The 18,761-nt window shown below is 65.9% G+C and carries 14 protein-coding genes; 5 read left to right on the top strand and 9 right to left on the bottom strand.

Annotated features, from left to right (window positions below; all coding sequences use genetic code 11):
- Positions 1-53 precede the first annotated feature (53 nt).
- On the top strand, positions 54-473 hold the full coding sequence (locus H8B03_RS08980; protein WP_394355458.1) for a c-type cytochrome: 420 nt from the start codon (positions 54-56) through the stop codon (positions 471-473).
- A gap of 280 nt (positions 474-753) precedes the next feature.
- Positions 754-2,520, top strand: a complete 1,767-nt coding sequence (locus H8B03_RS08985; RefSeq protein ID WP_193141404.1) for a PQQ-dependent methanol/ethanol family dehydrogenase — start codon at positions 754-756, stop codon at positions 2,518-2,520.
- Positions 2,521-2,760: 240 nt separating this feature from the next.
- Here H8B03_RS08985 and H8B03_RS08990 read toward each other — a convergent pair whose 3' ends face one another.
- Complete coding sequence (locus H8B03_RS08990; protein ID WP_193141405.1) at positions 2,761-3,537, bottom strand: ABC transporter permease; 777 nt, start codon at positions 3,535-3,537, stop codon at positions 2,761-2,763.
- Positions 3,538-3,641: 104 nt separating this feature from the next.
- Between H8B03_RS08990 and H8B03_RS08995 the strand changes: the two genes are divergently transcribed.
- Genes H8B03_RS08995 through H8B03_RS09005 form a run of 3 tightly spaced genes read left to right on the top strand, consistent with a single transcriptional unit; the run spans position 3,642 to position 7,632 of the window.
- Positions 3,642-5,765, top strand: coding sequence for a 4Fe-4S binding protein (locus tag H8B03_RS08995; RefSeq protein WP_193141406.1), 2,124 nt, complete (start codon positions 3,642-3,644; stop codon positions 5,763-5,765).
- Complete coding sequence (locus H8B03_RS09000; RefSeq protein ID WP_193141407.1) at positions 5,762-6,661, top strand: FAD:protein FMN transferase; 900 nt, start codon at positions 5,762-5,764, stop codon at positions 6,659-6,661. Before H8B03_RS08995 ends, H8B03_RS09000 begins: the two co-directional genes overlap by 4 nt.
- 53 nt (positions 6,662-6,714) lie before the next feature.
- Positions 6,715-7,632, top strand: coding sequence for a glycosyltransferase family 2 protein (locus H8B03_RS09005; protein ID WP_193141408.1), 918 nt, complete (start codon positions 6,715-6,717; stop codon positions 7,630-7,632).
- Here the strand turns inward: H8B03_RS09005 and H8B03_RS09010 are convergent.
- The 8 genes from H8B03_RS09010 to H8B03_RS09045 all read right to left on the bottom strand — a co-directional run bounded on the left by H8B03_RS09010 (position 7,623) and on the right by H8B03_RS09045 (position 18,740).
- Positions 7,623-10,022 carry a glycosyltransferase gene (locus H8B03_RS09010; protein ID WP_193141409.1) on the bottom strand — a complete coding sequence of 800 codons (2,400 nt, stop codon included), beginning with the start codon at positions 10,020-10,022 and terminating at the stop codon, positions 7,623-7,625. The genes H8B03_RS09005 and H8B03_RS09010 overlap by 10 nt on opposite strands.
- A 184-nt stretch (positions 10,023-10,206) precedes the next feature.
- Positions 10,207-12,672, bottom strand: a complete 2,466-nt coding sequence (locus tag H8B03_RS09015) for a glycosyltransferase (protein ID WP_193141410.1) — start codon at positions 12,670-12,672, stop codon at positions 10,207-10,209.
- Between the two features lie 95 nt (positions 12,673-12,767).
- A complete protein-coding gene (locus H8B03_RS09020) occupies positions 12,768-13,184 on the bottom strand; it encodes a hypothetical protein (protein WP_193141411.1) in 417 nt (138 codons plus the stop codon).
- A gap of 18 nt (positions 13,185-13,202) precedes the next feature.
- Positions 13,203-13,766, bottom strand: coding sequence for a membrane integrity-associated transporter subunit PqiC (locus H8B03_RS09025; RefSeq protein WP_193141412.1), 564 nt, complete (start codon positions 13,764-13,766; stop codon positions 13,203-13,205).
- Positions 13,767-13,768: 2 nt separating this feature from the next.
- Entirely contained in the window at positions 13,769-16,453 is a 2,685-nt protein-coding gene (locus H8B03_RS09030; RefSeq protein ID WP_193141413.1) for a PqiB family protein, read from the bottom strand.
- Positions 16,425-17,054 carry a paraquat-inducible protein A gene (locus tag H8B03_RS09035; RefSeq protein WP_319022457.1) on the bottom strand — a complete coding sequence of 210 codons (630 nt, stop codon included), beginning with the start codon at positions 17,052-17,054 and terminating at the stop codon, positions 16,425-16,427. Before H8B03_RS09035 ends, H8B03_RS09030 begins: the two co-directional genes overlap by 29 nt.
- Positions 17,051-17,695 (bottom strand): paraquat-inducible protein A, encoded by a 645-nt coding sequence (locus tag H8B03_RS09040; RefSeq protein ID WP_193141415.1) that lies wholly within the window; start codon positions 17,693-17,695, stop codon positions 17,051-17,053. Before H8B03_RS09040 ends, H8B03_RS09035 begins: the two co-directional genes overlap by 4 nt.
- 67 nt (positions 17,696-17,762) lie before the next feature.
- Complete coding sequence (locus H8B03_RS09045; RefSeq protein WP_193141416.1) at positions 17,763-18,740, bottom strand: zinc ABC transporter substrate-binding protein; 978 nt, start codon at positions 18,738-18,740, stop codon at positions 17,763-17,765.
- Positions 18,741-18,761 lie beyond the last annotated feature (21 nt).

The following is an 18,761-nucleotide window of genomic DNA, read 5'->3' on the forward strand; positions in this document are numbered from 1 at the left end:
GGCTCTGTGGAGGGCGCGATAGCTGACACCCACCCAAACCACAGGAGAATCCCATGACCAGGACCAAACGGTTCATGACACCCCTCGCTCTGGCGCTGGCCTGCACCGGGGCCATGACGCTGCCCGCCGGGGCCGATATCCGCTATGAGCAGATCAAGATCGACGCCGGGGCGGCCCTGTTCGACGCCGAATGCCGCCGCTGCCACGCGGTCGATGTAGAGCATGCCTCGTACGGGCCGCCGCTGGAAAACATCGTGGGCCGCACCGCGGGCAGCTGGCCCGACTTCGACTATTCCGACGCGCTGGTCGCCTCGGGCATCGTCTGGACCCCGGCGGCCCTGCGCGCCTGGATGGAGGACAACGACGGCTTCATGCCCGGCACCAAGATGCGCCACGTCGGCATCGAGGATCGCACAGTGCAGGACTTCATTCTGGCCTATCTGGACAGCCTGAGTGTCGAGACGTCAAACTGAACCGTCAGGTACAGATCCGGCTTCGGGGACGCCCGGCGGCCACAAGCAAGATCAGGGGGGCGTTGCGGCGCCCCTTGCCATGTCGCGGGTACAGTCGGTGTCCACCGGATCGGGGCGGCAGATCTGAATCACCCCGTGTGGACACCCTGTGTGCGCTGTCAACAGGGTCAAAGTCGTACGACCTAAGCAGCGTTGAAGGAAATGTCCCCGCCCGTAGGCTTGCGGTCAGACAGATGTGCCCGAACCGGCCCATCTGCACCGGAACCCGAGGGAGGACCCCATGAATCGATTCATTGCCACCGTTGTCTTGACGACCTTGGCTGCTGGCGTGGCCCAGGCCGACGTCACCGAGACCGACCTGGCCAACGACCAGACCGTCACCACCAGCGTGCTGACCAACGGCATGGGCCGCCACCTGCAGCGCTACAGCCCGCTGGAGACACTCAACAAGGACAACGTTGCCAACCTGGTGCCGGCCTGGGCCTTCAGCCTGGGGGGAGAAAAGCAGCGCGGGCAGGAAGCCCAACCGCTGGTGCATGACGGGATCATGTATGTCACCGGCTCCTATTCGCGGCTCTATGCCATCGACGTGAAAACCGGCAAGGAAATCTGGCAGTATGACGCGCGTCTGCCCGAAGGCATCCTGCCCTGCTGTGACGTGATCAACCGGGGCGGCGCCATCTACGGCGACAAGATCTTCTTCGGCACCCTGGATGCGCGCATCGTGGCGCTGGACCTGAAGACCGGCGATGTGGTGTGGCGCGACAAGATCGCCAACTACAAGGAAGGGTATTCCTACACCGCGGCCCCCCTGATCGTGAACGGGCTGGTCATCACCGGCAACTCGGGCGGTGAATTCGGCGTGGTCGGCGAGGTGCAGGCTCGCGATGCCGACACCGGCGACGTGGTCTGGACGCGCCCGGTGATCGAAGGTCACATGGGCACGCTCAACGGCGAAGAAAGCACCATGACCGGCACGCTGAACGCCACCTGGCCAGGCGACATGTGGAAGACCGGCGGCGGGGCAACCTGGCTGGGCGGCTCGTATGACATCGACACCGACACGCTGATCTTTGGCACCGGCAACCCGGCCCCCTGGAACAGCCACCTGCGCAACGCCGGCACGCCGGTCGAAGGCAACAAGGGCGACAACCTGTATGCGGCCAGCCGCCTTGGTATCGATCCGGCCACCGGCGAGATCAAGTGGCACTTCCAGACCACCCCGCGCGAAGGCTGGGACTATGACGGTGTGAACGAGGTCGTCGCCTATACCGATGCCGATGGCAACAAGCGCTTCGGCACCGCCGACCGCAACGGGTTCTTCTACGTCCTGAACCGCGAGGATGGCAGCTTTGTCGATGCCCATCCCTTCGTGAAGGACATCACCTGGGCCTCGGGCATCGACGAGACCGGCCGCCCGATCTTCGTCGAGGAAAACCGCCCCGGCAATCCGGCGGAGGCAGCCGAAGGCAACAAGGGCCAGACCGTGTTCTCGGCCCCGGGCTTCCTGGGTGGCAAGAACTGGATGCCGATGGCCTTCAGCCAGAAGACCGGCCTGTTCTACGTGCCCTCCAACGAATGGGGCATGGACATCTGGAACGAGCCGATTTCCTACAAGAAGGGCGCTGCCTATCTGGGATCGGGATTCACCATCAAGCCCATGTACGAAGATCACATCGGCAGCCTGAAGGCGATCAATCCGGCCACCGGCGAATGGGTCTGGGAATACAAGAACGACGCGCCGCTGTGGGGCGGGGTGATGACCACCGCGGGCGGTCTGGTCTTCACCGGCACCCCCGAAGGCGAGTTCCTGGCGCTGGATGACGCAACCGGCGAGATCCTGTGGAGCTTCCAGACCGGATCCGGCATCGTCGGCCAGCCCATCACCTGGGAACAGGATGGCGAGCAGTATGTCGCCGTGATGTCCGGCTGGGGCGGTGCCGTGCCGCTGTGGGGCGGGGAAGTGGCCTCGAAGGTCAACTACCTGAACCAGGGCGGGCTGCTGTGGACCTTCCGTCTGCCCAAGCAGCTGGCCGCGGCCAACTGAGCCACGCCACAACCACGGGCCCAGGGCCCTGCGACGCACTCCGGGAGACCGGGGTGCGTTTTGCTATTCGGGGATTGCGGGGCGCGGGGCGAAAGAGATTTCATGCCTCCGGCGGGAGTATTTTTGCCAAGAAGAATTGGCGGGGGGGGGCGCGTCACCACGGCGGCGGCGCCTGTGCCGGGGATGGCGGGTCGGACGGGTTGCGGCGGTCGACTTCGGCCCTGACAGGAAGCCCCGCGATCAGCTTGCGGTGGCGGTGGCCTGCCAACGCCGGCTGCGACGGTCGAGTGGTTGCAGCAGACCATATTCAAGGGCCAGCATCACCGCCACGAAACTGAGCGCATAGGCCAGCACATGGCCGGTTTCGAACAATTGGAAATAGAGGTGGATCTGGAAACCGACGCCGTTTGAGCGGCCAAGGAATTCCACCACCAGCACGATCTTCCAGATCATCGCCAGACCGTTGCGGGTGCTGGCCGCCACATAGGGCCAGAGCTGCGGCCAGATCACATGGGCGAACCGGGCCAGAGGCGACATGCGGTGCAGGCGCGCCATGGCGCTGAGCTGGGGATCAAGGCTGCGCACCCCCTCCCGTACAGTCACGGCCACCATCGCGGTCTTGTTGACAGCAACCGCCAGGATGGCCGCGGGTTCGTTCAACCCGAACCAGAGATAGCACAGCACGATCACCACCAGCGCCGGCAAGTTCAGAAACACCGTGACCCAGGGCGATATCCAGCGGTCGAGCGCGGACCAGCTTCCCAGAGCAAGACCCAGGGCCCCGCCCAACCCCATGGCCAGCGCAAAGGCTACCGCCACCCGGCCCAATGTGGCCAGCACGTGATACTGAAGCTTGCCAGAGGCGAACTCTTGCCCGGCGATGGTCAGCACGGTCAACGGACCGGGCAACACCGAGGGATCGTCGGTCAGATGCGCGGCCACGATCCACAGCAGCAGAAGACCGGCCAGAGAGACAACGGGCTCGATGCCCTTGGGACTGCGGTACGGTGTTGACATGACGGCCTCCTCTGGCTGGTTGCGATCATAGTCGAAGACGCAAGCGGCCACGTTTCGACCTAAGTCGCATTTGGGCGCACGGGGGCGGCGTCTAGGGTTGGCCCATGACCCTTCTGTCGCGCCTTTTGCTGTGCCTTGCCCTGTGGACCTGCGCCCTGCCGCTGGCCGCCGAGCCGCTGCCGCGCGACGAGATCGCAGCGCGAATCGTGCCGCCGTTTTCGCTGGGCGAGCCGTTGAATGCCCAAGGGGTCTACAGCCTGCTCAATTCGGGGGGTGCGGAAGCCGGGTTCGTGTTCGAGACCGAGCCGATGGCGCCCCTGCCCGGCTTTTCCGGCGCGCCGATCAACCTGCTGGTCACGCTGGATCTTCAGGGCACTTTTCAGAACGTCCAGCTTGTCAGCCACAACGAGCCGATTTTCGTCTCCGGTCTTGGTGAGGCGGCGTTTCACAGGTTCTTCGAACAGTATCGCGGCCATTCGATCAGCGATGTGCTGGTGGTGGGCACGCCCTATGGCGCCGGCGGCGATGGCAGCGAGTTGGTGTATCTGGACGGGGTGACCAAGGCCACCGCCAGCGTGCGCATCGCCCACGAAAGCCTGATGGCCGCTACCCTGCAGGTCGCGCGTGAGAAGATGCAGGGGATTGCCGCCGGTCCCCCGGCCCATCCCGACCCCGACCATACCGAGGATCTGGACTGGCAGACGCTGGTCGATCAGGGGCTGGTCGGGCATCTGCACGTCACCAATGCCGAAGTGCAGCAGGCCTTTGCCGGGACGATCTGGGCCACGGATGATCCCGAGGCGCTGGCCGATCCTGCTGGCGCCTATCTGGATCTTTGGGTCATCGACATCGGCCCGCCGTCCATCGCGCGGGCGGTTCTGGACCCCGACTCGCTGGAGGACTTGGCGCGGTTCAAGGCCGTGTCGGGCAGCGACGAGCCGCTGCTGGTCATCGACACCGCCCGTCACGGGCTGGTGTCGGATGACTTCGTGCGCAACACCGCGCCTGACCGGCTGACCGCGGAACAGGACGGGTATCCGGTGGCACTGCGCGATGCCGATCTGTTCGTGGAACTGGCCGAGGATCTGCCCGAGGCGCTGCACGATGGGGTGAGCATGATCCTGCGCACCGACCGGCGGTTGGGGTTCGACCCGACCCGGCCCTGGCAATTGCACGCCCAGGCGATGCGCGCGCATGGCATGTTCCAGCCCGAACTGGGTTCAGCCAGTTTCAGCCTGACCCACACCACGGATCCACGGTTCTTCATCCGCCCCGAACCGGTCACCCCCCTGCCGCCATGGCGCGAGGCGCTGCTGAACCGGCAGGCCGATCTTCTGGTGCTGGGGGCTTTTCTGGCCGGGCTGCTGCTGGTGCTGGGGACCGCGCAAAACCGGGTGGCGGCCCTGCGTGGTTTCACGCCGCTGCGGCTGGCCACATTGGCCTTCGTGCTGGGGTTCGTCGGCTGGTGGGGCCAGGGACAATTGTCCATCGTCACCGTGCTGGGCGTCCTGCGCACGATGACCGAGGGCGGCAGCCTGTCGTTTCTTCTGTATGATCCGTTCTCGCTGCTGGTCTGGATCGCCGCCATACTGGGTCTGATCGCCTGGGGACGCGGATTCTTCTGCGGCTGGCTGTGCCCTTTCGGCGCGCTGCAGGAGTTTGCCCATCACATCGGACGGTTGCTGCGCCTGCCCCGGATCGAGCCCGCGCCGCGTTGGGATGCCCGGCTGAAGCTGGTGAAATACGGGCTGCTGGCCGCCCTGGTGCTGACCGCGCTGCTGGTGCCCGCCGAGATCGACACGGTGGCCGAGATCGAGCCCTTCAAGACCGCCATCACCGTACATTTCCAGCGCGACTGGCTGTATGTCGCCTATGCCGGGCTGTGGCTGGCGCTGGGGCTGGTGCTGTTCAAGGGATTCTGCCGCTATGCCTGTCCGCTGGGGGCTTTCATGGCCGGGGCCGGCGCGGTGGGGCGCGTCTTTGGCAAGCGCAGCTGGATCGCCCGGCGGGTGGAATGCGGCAGCCCCTGCCAACTGTGCAAGGTGCGTTGCAACTACGGCGCCATCGATGCACGGGGCAAGGTGAATTATTCCGAGTGCTTCCAGTGCCTCGACTGCGTCTCGATCTACCAGGACGAGACCACCTGCGTGCCGCTGGTTCTGGCCGGGCGCAAGGCCGCGCGGCCGCCACGGAAGGGTGCCGAATCCGGTGGCGTGGTGATCCCATGAGCCAGACCCGCCGCCGCTTCCTGACCATTCTTGCCGCAGCCACCGCCGCAGGCGTGGCCCTGCCCGCGCAGGCCCACGCTGTCTGGACCGGACATGCCCTTGGCGCCGAGGCGCGGCTGGTGCTGCAGGGGCCCGCCGATCAGACCGCCGCCGTGATGGCCGAGGTGCAGGGCGTGCTGCGCCATGTCGAGGCCCAGTTCAACCTGTTCGACGACGCCTCGGCCCTGTCGCGCTTGAATCGCACGGGGCATCTGGCCGACCCGCACCCTGATTTCATCCGCCTGCTGGCCTTGTGCGACCGGCTGCACCGGGCCACGGGCGGCCTGTTCGATCCCACGGTACAACCGCTGTGGCGCGCTTTGGCGGAAGGGCGGCCGACTGCCCCGGTGCAAGCACTGGTGGATTGGACCGGGGTGCAACAGGGACCGTCTGCGATCACCCTGCAGCCCGACCAGCAACTGACCCTGAACGGCATCGCGCAGGGGTTGGCCACGGATCTTGTGGCCGATGTCCTGCGTCGGCACGGCATGGCACGGGGGTTGGTGCAGGTCGGCGAACTTGCGGCCCGTGGCGGGCCGTGGCGCATCGGGGTCGAGGATCCGACCCTTGGCCCTGTCCTGACACGCCGCCTGACCGATGGGGCGATGGCGACTTCCAGCCCCGATGCCATGCGTCTGGGTTCCCGGGGGCACATCCTTGGCCCGCAGGGCCAGCCCGCGCTGTGGTCCACCGTCAGTGTCGAGGCCGAAACCGCAACGCTGGCCGACGGGATGTCCACGGCGCTGTGCTTTGTCCCGGCCCGCGCCCTGCGCGAGATGGCAGCACAACTGCGCCGCGATCTGGGCCTGCGGCAGATCATAGCCATCAGCCCCGACAGCGATATCCGCACTTTCTAGCCCGAACGCATCGTCCTATAGGGGGGGCATCCGCCCCAATTGCCCGGTTCCGCGTGTCCTCTGTCACCATCCTTCTTTGCACCCACAACGGCGCCCGCTTCCTGCAGGCGCAACTGGAGTCCATCGCGGCCCAGACCCTGACCGACTGGGCCCTGTGGATAAGCGATGACGGCTCGACCGATGGCACGCTGGAAATCCTGAAGGACTTCCGCGAGGCCCATCCCGATCGCGAGATTCGCCTGCTGAGCGGTGCGGGGCGCGGGGCGGCGGCCAACTATCTGGCCCTGCTGTGCCACCCGGACCTTGGCCCCCGCCGGATTGCCTTTTGCGATCAGGATGATGTGTGGCTGCCCGAAAAGCTCGCGCGCGCCGTGGCAAGCCTGAGGAATCACGGGGACGACACCCCCGCTTGTTATGCGGCGGGCAGCACCGTCACCGATGCCGACCTGACACCGATCGGACGCCTGCACACCAACGGCACCACGCCCAGCCTGCACAATGCACTGGTGCAGAACGTCCTGCACGGCAGCACCATCGTCCTGACCCCCGCCGCCCATGCCCTGCTGCGGCAGGCCGGCCCGGTGTCGGTGCCGTTCCACGACTGGTGGTGCTATCTGGCGCTGTCTGCCTGCGATATCCCCATTGTGCTTGAGGATGACCCGGTGCTGCTCTACCGGCAGCATGGCGACAATCACATCGGCTATAACAAGGGCACGGGCGCCGGGCGCAAGCGGTATCGGCTGATCGCCGAGGGCATCTATCGCGGCTGGCTGACGCAGAACGCCGAGGCGCTGTTGCAGGCCGATCTGCCGGCGACACCCGAGGCCCGGTCATTGTGCCATGACTATCTTGCCCTGCAGGAGCGTCCGGGCGTTGCACGCATGGTGGGCTATCGCCGGTTGGGCCTTTGCCGGCAGTCCCGGCGCGCCACGCTGATGCTGCGGGCCTTCGCCGGCCTGGGCTATGTCTGAGCGGCCAGCCCGGCGCGCCTGAGCATCGGCACCCGTTCTTGCGCAGCGCCGATCACGCCGGCCTGTTCCAGACCTGCGGCAAAGGTCATTGCATCACCCCCCGGCACGAAGGGCAGCGGGTGACCATTGGGCGCCGCCCGCAAGGCATCGCCCTGCCCGCCCAGATCATAGGCAAAGACCGGCAACCCGGTGGCCAGCGCCTCATGGGTGACGAAGGAGAAGGTCTCGGGCCAGATCGACGGAATCATCCAGCAGGTGATGCCATAGCGCCGGACCAGCGCGGGAATGTCCGAGGTTCGGTAAGCGCCATGAATGGTCGCGCTGCGCGCCAGACGGAACGACGGCTCTACCGTGCCCAGCACGACCACTCGCGCCTGCCCCCCGCGCGCCAGAAGTTGCGACATGTCCCGCAACAGGGCCGCGCCCTTGTGTTTGCGGATATGGCCCAGCACCCCGATCACCGGCGCGGCGGCGGGGTCGGGCCGGGGCAGCACGGGTGGCAGGTTCTTCAGCGGGTGCGGCTGCACGACCATCCGATCCACCGTCTTGGGAAAGACCTCTGCCATGATGTCGAAACTGGAGTGCGAGAAGACGGTGACGCGACTGGCCGCGCGCATTACGCCCTGCCAGGTCTCTTGCCAGGTCTCCAGCGACACCCGCAACCCGCGGCGGCCCCGGAACACATGTGCGCTGCCCGCGTCCGGGGGATGCGGAACCCCGTTGTAGAAGCCCTGCCCGTCCAGCAGGGTCTGGGACGGCGAGATCGGGAAGAAGTCATGTACCTCGATCTCCAGCAGATCCGAGGGACGCCGGCGCAGACAGGCCAGATGACGCGGCAATTCATGTGCCCAGGGGTCGCCGACCCCGCAAGAATAGATCACGTGGCGCGTGGTGACCCCGGACAGCAACTTCTCGATCATGGCGAAATCGCCGGTCGCACCCTTGGTGACACCTTGCGGGGTGTGCGCCTCCAATTGCCAGCGCTGCACACCGCCCACGCGCAGGACCACGGCACCCAGGCCGGCCCGCGTGCGCGCCTTGATCCGTGCCTGTACCATGGCATCGGCCCCGCCACCCAGCGAATGGGCCAGAAACACCGGCACCGGCGTGTCCCCATGGGCGCCGATCCAGGCACAGGCCAGAAACAACCGTTCGGTCAGCAGCGGGTCGTCGCTGACAAAGCGCTGCACCTGCCGGGCAAACTCAGGATAGCGCTGCGCGATCAGGCGATCGTTCTTGCGTATACGCGCGGCCTTCTGTTCGGTCCCGAAGGACGCCGCGCCGCGATGTTCGACGAAAACGCCGGGATGGGCACAGTGAAAGCCGCCCAGGGCGCGGATCTTCTGGCACCAGTCGACCTCCTCGCCATAGCCCGTGCCGAAGGCGGTGTCGTAAGCCGGAACCTTGAGCAGATAGTCGATGTCGATGGCCATACAGAAACCAACGCCCGTGGGCAGCGGCGTCAGCGAGGGCGGCAGGTCGGCCAGGCGGGCCGCAGCGTCGATACGGTCCACCGCGCCTTCGGCCAGCGGTCCGCGCCGGGCCAGCATCGGCACCGACAGAAGCTCGGCATCATTGGCCATGGGGGTGACCGTGGCCACATGGCGTTGCGCGCGCAGCGGCGACAGCAGGCGGCTGGCCCAGGCGTCCGGCAGGAAGCAATCGGAGTTCAGCAGCACAACGTCCTGCCCGATCTCGACCGCCCGTGAAAACGCCAGGTTGACGCTGCCGACAAATCCCCGGTTCTCGTCCTGCTCGATCAGCTCGACACGCCCCTGTTCGATCTGGTTCATCTCGGCCGCCCAGTCCCGCAGCAAGGGCCGGACCCTGTCGTCGGTCGAGGCGTCCTCAATGAGGATCATGCGCCATTGCAGATCGGTGTGGCGCTGGATCCGGTCCAGAACCGGGGACAGCAGATCAAAAGCGTTGTGGACGGGCAGGATCAGGGTGATGGGCGTCGGGTCGGGCGCGTCGGCTTCGTCGGACGCAGGCTCCAGAAAGCGAGGATCCAGATCGGTCCAGACGGCTTGCTGCGCAAATCCCAGACGGCGCTTGATGCGCTCGCGCGCCTCAAGATCCTGCGTAAACCGCCAGCGGATGCCGTCGGGCACAAGCCGCGCCGTGGTGACCAGAAAACGCGGCAGTACCGCCACGCGCGACCACATCCGACGCGTCCGCGAGATCGGGGGCAGCGGATATTCATGGCGTTCCCCGTCGACCTTCAGAACCAGCCACGGTGTCGAATGGCCGACCGGCAGGTCCAGCACAAAGCGTCCGTCGGCGGACATGGTGCCCAGGTCCGCCCGCGCCTCGGCGCGCGTGGATTTGCACACCAAGGCCACCTCGGCCCCCGGTGCAACACCCTCCACGATGCGGCGACAGCGCTCCACCCGGCAGCCCGCAACCGTCCCGAATTGCCCGCCGCCCGGTGCCTTCAACGGAAAGCCCGGTTGCTCAATTCGAGCCTGTTCATCGGCAAACCGATGGAAAAGGCGCACAAGAAGGGTCAAAAAATCCTGCCAGTCATCTGAAATCCTGCGACAATGAAGCGATGCCGCGACTGCGAAAACCCTACTACTCTGCCGCGCTGGAATCCAAGCCAAGTTTTTTTTGTGGCTCAGTCCGGCGGATCAGCGCCTGTGCCAGGGCTTTGGGATCGTCGGCCAATGCCAGCGGCAGCAGGTGACCGTTGACAGCCGGGGCCACCCCCTCGGCCTGGCCGCCCAGATCGAAGCAGAAGACCGGCAACCCGGTCGAGATCGCCTCGCGCGTGGTATAGGAGAATGTCTCGGGCCAGATCGACGGGATGAACCAGCGGTCGATGCCGTATGTGGCGGCAAGCCGGGGAAGATCGTCCAGCGCATAGCGCCCGTGCACAGTCACATGGGCAGGCGGCGTATGGGCCGGATCGACGCGGCCGATGATGGTCAGACTATGCCGCGCGGGATCCAGCACACCGCCCAGCCGCGCCACGACCTCGGCCCCTTTCTGGAACCCGATGTCGCCCAGCACACCGATGCCCGGCGTGCCGGTGGCCGGCGGGGTGATCCGCGGCACCACGTGGGTGTCGCCATGCGGCAGCAGCCGAATACGATCCGCGGCCTGCGGATAGGCTTGCGCCACGATGTCCCGGCTGGCGCGGGAGAACACCACCAGCGCCCCGGCAGCCGCTACCAGACGCCCCCATTCGGCCCGCCATTGCTCCAGCGACACCGGCGTGCCATCGGGCCGCGACGTGGCATGGGCGTCGTCTTCCGTACCCGGATGCGGAACGCCGCGATAGTGTCCGTCCCTGTCCAGCAGGGTGTAGGACGGGCTGACGGGGAAGTAGTCGTGGAACAGAACCTCGATCACGTCCCGGTCGGGCTGGATCAGGTCCAACAGCGCGCCGGGCAGGCCAACCGGATCGCCGTCGCCAACGCCGCAGGAATAGACCAGCCGGCGCGTGCCAGGACCCGCGAACAGGCCCCGCAGGGTGTCGCTGCTGCCGGTTGCGGCAGAAAGAACCTCATCCGGCGTGTGCAATTCGATCCGCCAACGGCGATCTCCGCCGACACGCACCACGATTGCGGCACCGTAGTCGTCCAGATCTTCCAACACGCGGCGCGCCAGATAGTGCTCGGCCCCGCCGCCCAGCGAATGACCCAGATAGATCGGCAGCGGCGCATCCTTCAGGGTCAAAGCCCAGGCGATCCCAAGCGCCAATCGGGGCGCGGACAGGGGGTCGGCACGGATGAAATCCTGCACCTCGCCATCATAGGACGGATAGCGCCGGGCCACGGTGGCGTTGTTCTTCGCCACCAGCGCCTGCTTGGTGGCACTGCCGAACGAGGCGCCGCCGCGATGTTCCACGAACAGATTGGCCAGCCCGATGTGCCGCCCGCCAAGCGCGCGCGCTTTCTGGCACCAGTCGACTTCTTCGCCGTATCCCTTGCCGAAGACGGTATCGAAGCTTGGCAGCTTCTCAAGGAAGTCGCGGTTGAGCGCCATGCAGAAGCCCACGCCGGTGGGCACCACGACCCTCGCCAGCCTTGGTGACAGGGCGGCTGCGGCTGCGTCCAATGCGTCGACCTGATCCGGGGCAAGATCGCTGCGGCTCACGATCCTTGGAACCGAGAGGATCTCGGCATCGTTGGACATCGGCGTGACCGAGGCCACGTTTTCCATGTCCGTCAGCGGCGCCAGCAGGCGCGACGCCCAGCCCGCAGGCACCATCGCGTCCGAGTTCAGAAGGATGACCGGATCAGGACACTCCAGCGCCCTTGCGAACGCGCGGTTGACGCTTCCGATGAAGCCGAGGTTTTCGGGGTTTTCCAGCAGTTCGACCGGCATCGGCAATCGCGCGGCCTCGGGCCCCTTGATCCAGTCGCGCAGGAAGGGACGCACACGTTCGTCGGGCGAGGCATCTTCGACCAGTACCAACCGCCCTGATACGTCCGTGTGCCGTGACAGGCGCGACAGCAGGTCCGGCAAAAGATCGAAGGCGTTGTAGATGGGGACGATGATCGTGGCGGCAAGGTTCGGGTTGGCCGTGACGGCAGAGGCTTCAAACAGGCCATCCGGCAGGTCCAGCGTGCGCGCAGTCAGCGCCGCGGTCAGCCCCAGCCTGTCGCGCATTCGCGCGTAGGCGGCCTCGTCGCCGTGTACCACTGCCGCGATGACGTCCGGCACATTCCGCAGCCCCAGCCACGCCAGCCTCAGGGCCGCGCCGGGCAGTCGGACGCGACGCTGCCACTTGCCGGGACAGGGCAGATCGATCACTCGTACCCGCGCCGCTGTTTCGCAGGCCAATCTCAGGGCCCGCCCATCCCAGGGGGCTTCGATCAGGAAGCCCGGATCGGCGGTGATGTCACCCGCCGGCACATCCGGCCGGGCAAAGCGGTCGCTGACCGGCAAATCCCCTGTCGTCATCAAGAGGTGAAGGGTCTGGTCCTGCGACCATCCTTCGATGCGCACGCGGCCCTGCGCAAAACCGAGGGTATCCACGCAGCCAACAATCTCGCCATGCCGGTCCCGGATGACCTTGGGGCCAAGCTGCATCTGCAACCCTGCAGTAGAGAAGCGACGAAACAGGGAGAGAGCTCTGCTAAGCATTGGTAGGACCCGGTACGAGAGCGCCGTCAGGCGTGACGGTGTTACAGGTTGGCCAACTCGTAAACAAACATCTGGCCGCGGAATGGAACCGACAGATGCACCACTCCGCCGGTGCAGTCCAGATCCTCCCGAAACCCGGCTATATTCTGTGCGCCGAGGCACAGTTTGGGATCGGGGTCGGGGATCGGGAACCGCTCGGTGATCTTGATCTGGCCGGTTCGGGTCTCCAGGAAAAGGCTCTCGCTTTGGCACCAGCCTTCCACACGCACCGATCTTCCGTTGAAGACCAGCTTGTCGACCCGGCCAAGTGTCTTGCCGTTGAAGCCGGCCAGAACAACGGGCGTGAACCATGCGCCGCCCAAAAGACCGCGGACCCGTCGCAGTATGCGCCGTCTGACCCCGGTCACGGTCATGGATGCGCCCACATCGGCCCCGTTGGTCTGGCCTTGCGTCGTCATCCGGGACCCTAGGCCTGCTTAGCGCGCAATGCGGCGGGCGATGGTTTCCGCCAATTCCGTGATGGCGCGCGATTGGGCCTGCGCGACGGCGTGCGGCGTGTCACCTGTCAGCGGCGTGGTGATGTCAAACTGCCCCGAACGGTCGGCCAGCCCCGAGGCCACCGGCGAGATCGCATACTGGCCTTTCAGGCGAAACACACCGCTGGCATCGCCGTGCATCTGGCTGACGCGCACCTGCACCTGCGCGGCGGGCGAATCGGTGAAGGGCCAGGGTTCTGCCGCCACCCTTGCGCCGGTGATGGTGCCAAGGGCATCGGCCAGCGCATAAGTGCTGGCGCGCGACGGGGTGTCGGCCCAGAGGTTGCCAGACAGCGTTTCCAGCCCGCCATCTTCGTTCAGCAGAACGATCTCATCGGCATCCGCATAGCGTGGCAGCGACATGTCGCGCACCTCGATCGAGGACACCAGCGGGCGCAGACGCAGACTGGTCGACGCCTCGGGCAAGGGGATCTGCGTGTCGATGCCACCGCATCCGGCAACAAGGCCAAGCAGGATCACGGCGAAAGGGCGGAAAAAGCGCATGGTCATCGTCCAACAAGCAGGGAATTGGGTTTGCGTTCAATGGTGCGGGCCAGCGAGGTCACAGCCTGCGCCGCATCCCGCATGTCGCGGATCGCGGCCAGGGTCTGGGCGCTGAACTGCGACCGCTCGCCATAGGTGGCCATCAGGGCCTCGGACTGGCGCACCAGCCCGTCCAGACGTGCCGCTAGTTCAGGCAGATCGGCGGCGGCGGCGGCCACTGCGTCGGCGGCGGAACTGGCCGAGGCCAGCATGGCGTTGGTATTGGCCACCGCCCCGCCTTCGCGCAGTTCGGCCAAGGCCGCACCCAACTCGTCCAGCGCATAGGCCAGCGCCGGCGGGATCTGCGCGGTTTCATCGGAACTGACCAGCGCTTCGGCGCTGTTCACCAGACTGGTGGCCGAGGCCATCAACTCGTTCAGCGGCAGTTCCTCGGCGGTGCGGGCAACCGCGTCGATGCGCGCCACAAGGTCCGGCAAGCCGGCAGAGGCGGATTCGATGGACTGGGCAATCTCGTCCGTCCGGCCCAGGGCGGCCAGAAGCGCGTCCACCTCGGGGCCTTCACGCAGGCGGCTTGTGATCTGTTCCACATCCGCCACCGTTGCCGTCACCGTCTGCAGCGCCGCGTTCAACTGACCCGGCAGCGCCTGCGTATCGGGCGAGGACGCCACCGCATCGACCGAGGCCACCAGCGTCGCGGCCCGCGACACCAGATCCTGCAACGGCAGCCCGGCGGCGGTGCTGGCCAGCGTCTGGATGTTGGCGATGATCGGGTCCAGCCCGGACACCGTGCCTTCGACGTCCTTCGCGATGGTATCGACCCGCGCCATGGCCGCCACCAGCGAGTCCACGGCGGTCGAGGCGGCAAATTCGTTGACCATCTTGCGCACGTCGCCGACCGAGGTTTCCACATCCGCAAGGATGCGCGTCAGGCTGTCGGGCATGGTGGTGAAATCGGGACTGCTGATGACCGTATTGGCCGATGCCACCACGGCCGTGGCTTCTTCGATCAACTGGTCCAGCGGCAGATCATTGGCCTTGACCAGCAACGCCTGAATTTCGGCGGTGATCTGGGGCAGGCCGTTGCTGACCTCGGCCACCCGGCTGGCGACCTGTTCGGTGCTTTTCAAGGTGGCCACCAGGCTGGCGGCAGCCTCGCTCTGCTGCACCTGATCAAGGATGGATTTCAGGCTGACCAGCGAGGCCGCGGCATCGGTCACGGCTTCGGTCACCGCATCCGACCCGACAAGCTTGCGGAAATCCTCGATCAGTCCCAGCACTTCGGCCGGGGCATCCTGCACGCCGTCCGAAGCCACCACGCTGTTGACATGGTCGATCAGGTCGGTGACCGCCTTGAACATGTCCTCGTAAGGCAGGTTCACGATCCGCTCGGCGGCGGTCTGCATGGAGCCCGCAACATCGGTGATGTTGGACGCCGTGGCCGGGATCACCGGACGTCCGGTGGTCAGGCTGGCCAGATTGGCGGGTGGCGCATCCGCCACCTGCACGAGATCGACGCGCAGCGAGGTGCCCAGCAGCCCCTGGCTGACCAGTTGCGCCCGGTACCCCTTTCCGACCTGTTCGGCCACAAGTTCGATCGTGCGGACCTCTGCATCATCGCCCGAGATCCCAAACCGGTCCGGCAGCAGGCGCACATCGACGCGCATCATGACTTTCGGCTCGTCGCCGCTTTCATCCAGAAAACTGCCCAGCCCGATGACGGACCCAACCGTCAGGCCGCGAAACTTCACCGGAGCGCCCGTGGCCAGACCATCGATGGACCCATCGAAAAGGATCGAGAACGGCACTTCGGCGCCGACAACTTCGATCACCGAGGCACTTCCGGCAGCATCGCGCGAGGCAAAGACGCTGAAGGAATGCCCCTTGCCGATTTCCTGGGCATCCAGCGCCAGGTTTTCGAAGGCGACCCCGCCCTTGATGATCGACGTCAGGTTGCCGATGTCCAGCTTCAGACCGCCGGTGCCCAGCGAGACATTGATGCCCGACGCGCTCCAGAACCGTGTGCCGGTTGTAACGAGGTGATGATAAGGGGCGCGCACGAAGGCCTGTGCCGTCACCAGCGAACCGTCGTCCGACAGCACCGGACGGTCGATCAACCCGACCTCGACACCCTTGTAGAGGATCGGTGCCCCGGCCGCGATGCGCCCGCCCAGCGGCGCGGTCAGCAGGAACTCGACCCCCTCTTCGTTCTGCGAAAACAGCGGCTGCTTGGCCAGACCGACGAATGTCGACCGTGGCATGCCAGGATCCGCATCCCATGCGCCTTCCAGAAACACACCGCCCAGAAGCGTTGCCAGACCGCTGACGCCCTGTGCGGAAATCTCGGGCCGGACGATCCAGAACTCGGCATCGGCATCCACGTAAGGCGCGATGGATTTGTCGAGCCGCACCTCGACGATCACATTGGTCAGCCCGGTGCCGAAGGTCACGTTCTCGACCTTGCCAACGGTGACATCCCGAAATTTCAGCTCGGTCTCGCCCGCGACCACCCCTTCACCGTTGTTGAAGGTGATCTCGATCAGCGGGCCGCGCCCGGCCAGCGATTGCCATGTCATGAACCCAGCCAGCGACAGCGCGATCAGCGGCACCAGCCAGATCATGGTCAGCCCGGCCATACCGCGCGGCTTGCGCATTTCGACTTCAAGCTCGCTCGGTCCGCTTTCGCTCACTCGGTTTATCCCCGTAGGCGTCCCAGATCAGCCGTGGGTCCAGACTGAGTGCCGAGAACATTGTAAAGATGACGGTCGCTGCAAAGCAGATCGCCGCGATGCCGGGATAGATGTCGGCAACGCCGCCAAGATGGACCAGCGCCGACAGAATGGCCACGACGAATACGTCAATCATCGACCAGCGACCGATGAATTCCACCACTTCATACAGAAGATGCAGCCGATGCGGGTCCCGGTTGCCGGGAAACTGGATCATCAGGGCCAGATAGGCGACGGCAAAGAACTTCGCCACCGGGATGACGACCGAGGCCAGAATCACCACGGCGCCGACAAAAACGTCGCCATGGTGGATCAGCTCCAGCGCGCCGCCCAGGATGGTCGAGGAAAACCGCGCCACAAGGGTATCGGTGATCATCATCGGATAGATGTTGGCGGGGATGAAGGCGATCAGCCCGGCAAGCCACCAGGCCCAGACCCGTTGCAGGCTGTTGACATACCGGCTTTGCAGCGGCGACCAGCAGCGCGAACACTCTGTTTGCGTGATCGGCGCAACCAGACCGCAATGGCCGCAACCGACCAGCCCGGCCTGTCGCGCGGTCACCTTTTTCCCAGAACGCGCCATATGGACCTTTCACAGATCATGGTGTCTTTGGCAGCGATCAGCAGGACCAGCCCGACGAACGCCCAGAAGGCCGACCCGAAGCCGACCGATGCCAGGCCGACGATCTTGACCAGAGCGACGGCGACGCCAAGGATGAAAATCTCGGCCATGGCCCAGGGGCGCAGACGCATCGCCACGCGAAACGCCAGCCCGGCATGGGCCGCGGGCGGGCGCCCCAAGGCCAGCGGCCCCAGCGCATAGATGATGCCCGCAAGACGCCCCACCGGCAGCAGGATGATCAGCGCAGCGACGATCACCGATAGCGGCGCCATCATGCCCGATGCCTCGGCAAAGGCGGTCACCGCGTCAAGGACCGAAGCTGCGCTGGAGAGGCCCGACGCCTCGATTTCGAGAAACGGAAAGGACACCGCTGCGATCATCAGGATCAGCGCCCCGAAGGCCAGCGACACGATGGTGGCAATCGCCCCGCGACGGGGCGACAGCAGGACAGAATGACACCGCGCACAGCGCGCCGTGGCGCCAACCGGCACAGAGGCCAGGTTGTGCAGGCAATCGCAGTGCGGGCAAGCAATCAGATTGTCCAGCCGATCAGGGCGCAGGGACGGTTCAGCAAGGGTCATGCGCGGATAGTGGGATGTGTCGCGCCCCGGCACAAGCCCCGCCATTGCTTCGGGCGCGGCAAACTTGTCATGAGGACAGGCATTCGACCAGCGTTTCGGCCAGCCCGGACAGCAGGTGCGGGTAAAGCTGCGGGCCGGGAACAAGACCGGCGCCCAGCGGATCCATGACGCGCACCGCGACACCGCTGGTTTCGAACACGGCTTGCACCAGCTTGGGATCGAACTGCGGCTCGGTAAAGACACAGACAATGCCATGCTCGGCCACCGCCGCCTTGATGCTTGCGATCCGGGCCGCTCCCGGATCGACGGCGTCCGATACCGCCACGGCGCCGGTGGCCGGGATGCCGAAGGCGGCTTCGAAGTATTGATAGGCGTCATGGTAGACAATGAAGGGTCGATCCCGGACCGGCGCCAGTGCGGTTTCGATCTGCGCCGTCAACCGCACGAGGTCATCCCGCGCCGATTGCGCGTTGTCGCGATAGGTCGCGGCATTGTCAGGGTCTTGCGCCGCAAGGCTGTCGGCAATGATGTCGAGCCACGTCATGGCATTGGCCGGGTCCAGCCACATGTGCGGATCGGTGCTGCCGTGATCATGATTGTCGTGGCCTTCGTGATCATCGTGCCCCTCATGATCATCGTGCCCCTCATGGTCATCGTGGTCGTCATGGGGCTCCCTGTCCTCGGCAAACACCGGGATATCGCGGCTGGGCAATTGCAGCACGCCCGGCGCGTCGGACAGCGTGATCACCGCCTCTTCCGCCGCCAGCGATCCCAGCGCTTTGTCCAGCCAGGGCGTCAGCCCTGCCCCCACATGAAAGATCACGTCGGCCTGTTGCAGCGCCCGCGCCTGCGAGGGCCGCATGGCATGGTCGTGCGGACTGGCACCGGGCAGGACCAGCATTTCCGGCGCGCCGACGCCGTCCATCACGCGCGCGACCAGTGCATGCACCGGCGCGATATCCGTGACCACATCCGGCGCGGCCTGGACGGGGGCGGTGGCCAGAAAGCCAACAGCAAGAACGGGGACGAGACGGGAAAAGGGCATCGGGCGCACTCACGTTATTGT

The organism is Meridianimarinicoccus sp. MJW13 (assembly GCF_014901205.1).
Lineage (GTDB): Bacteria > Pseudomonadota > Alphaproteobacteria > Rhodobacterales > Rhodobacteraceae > Meridianimarinicoccus.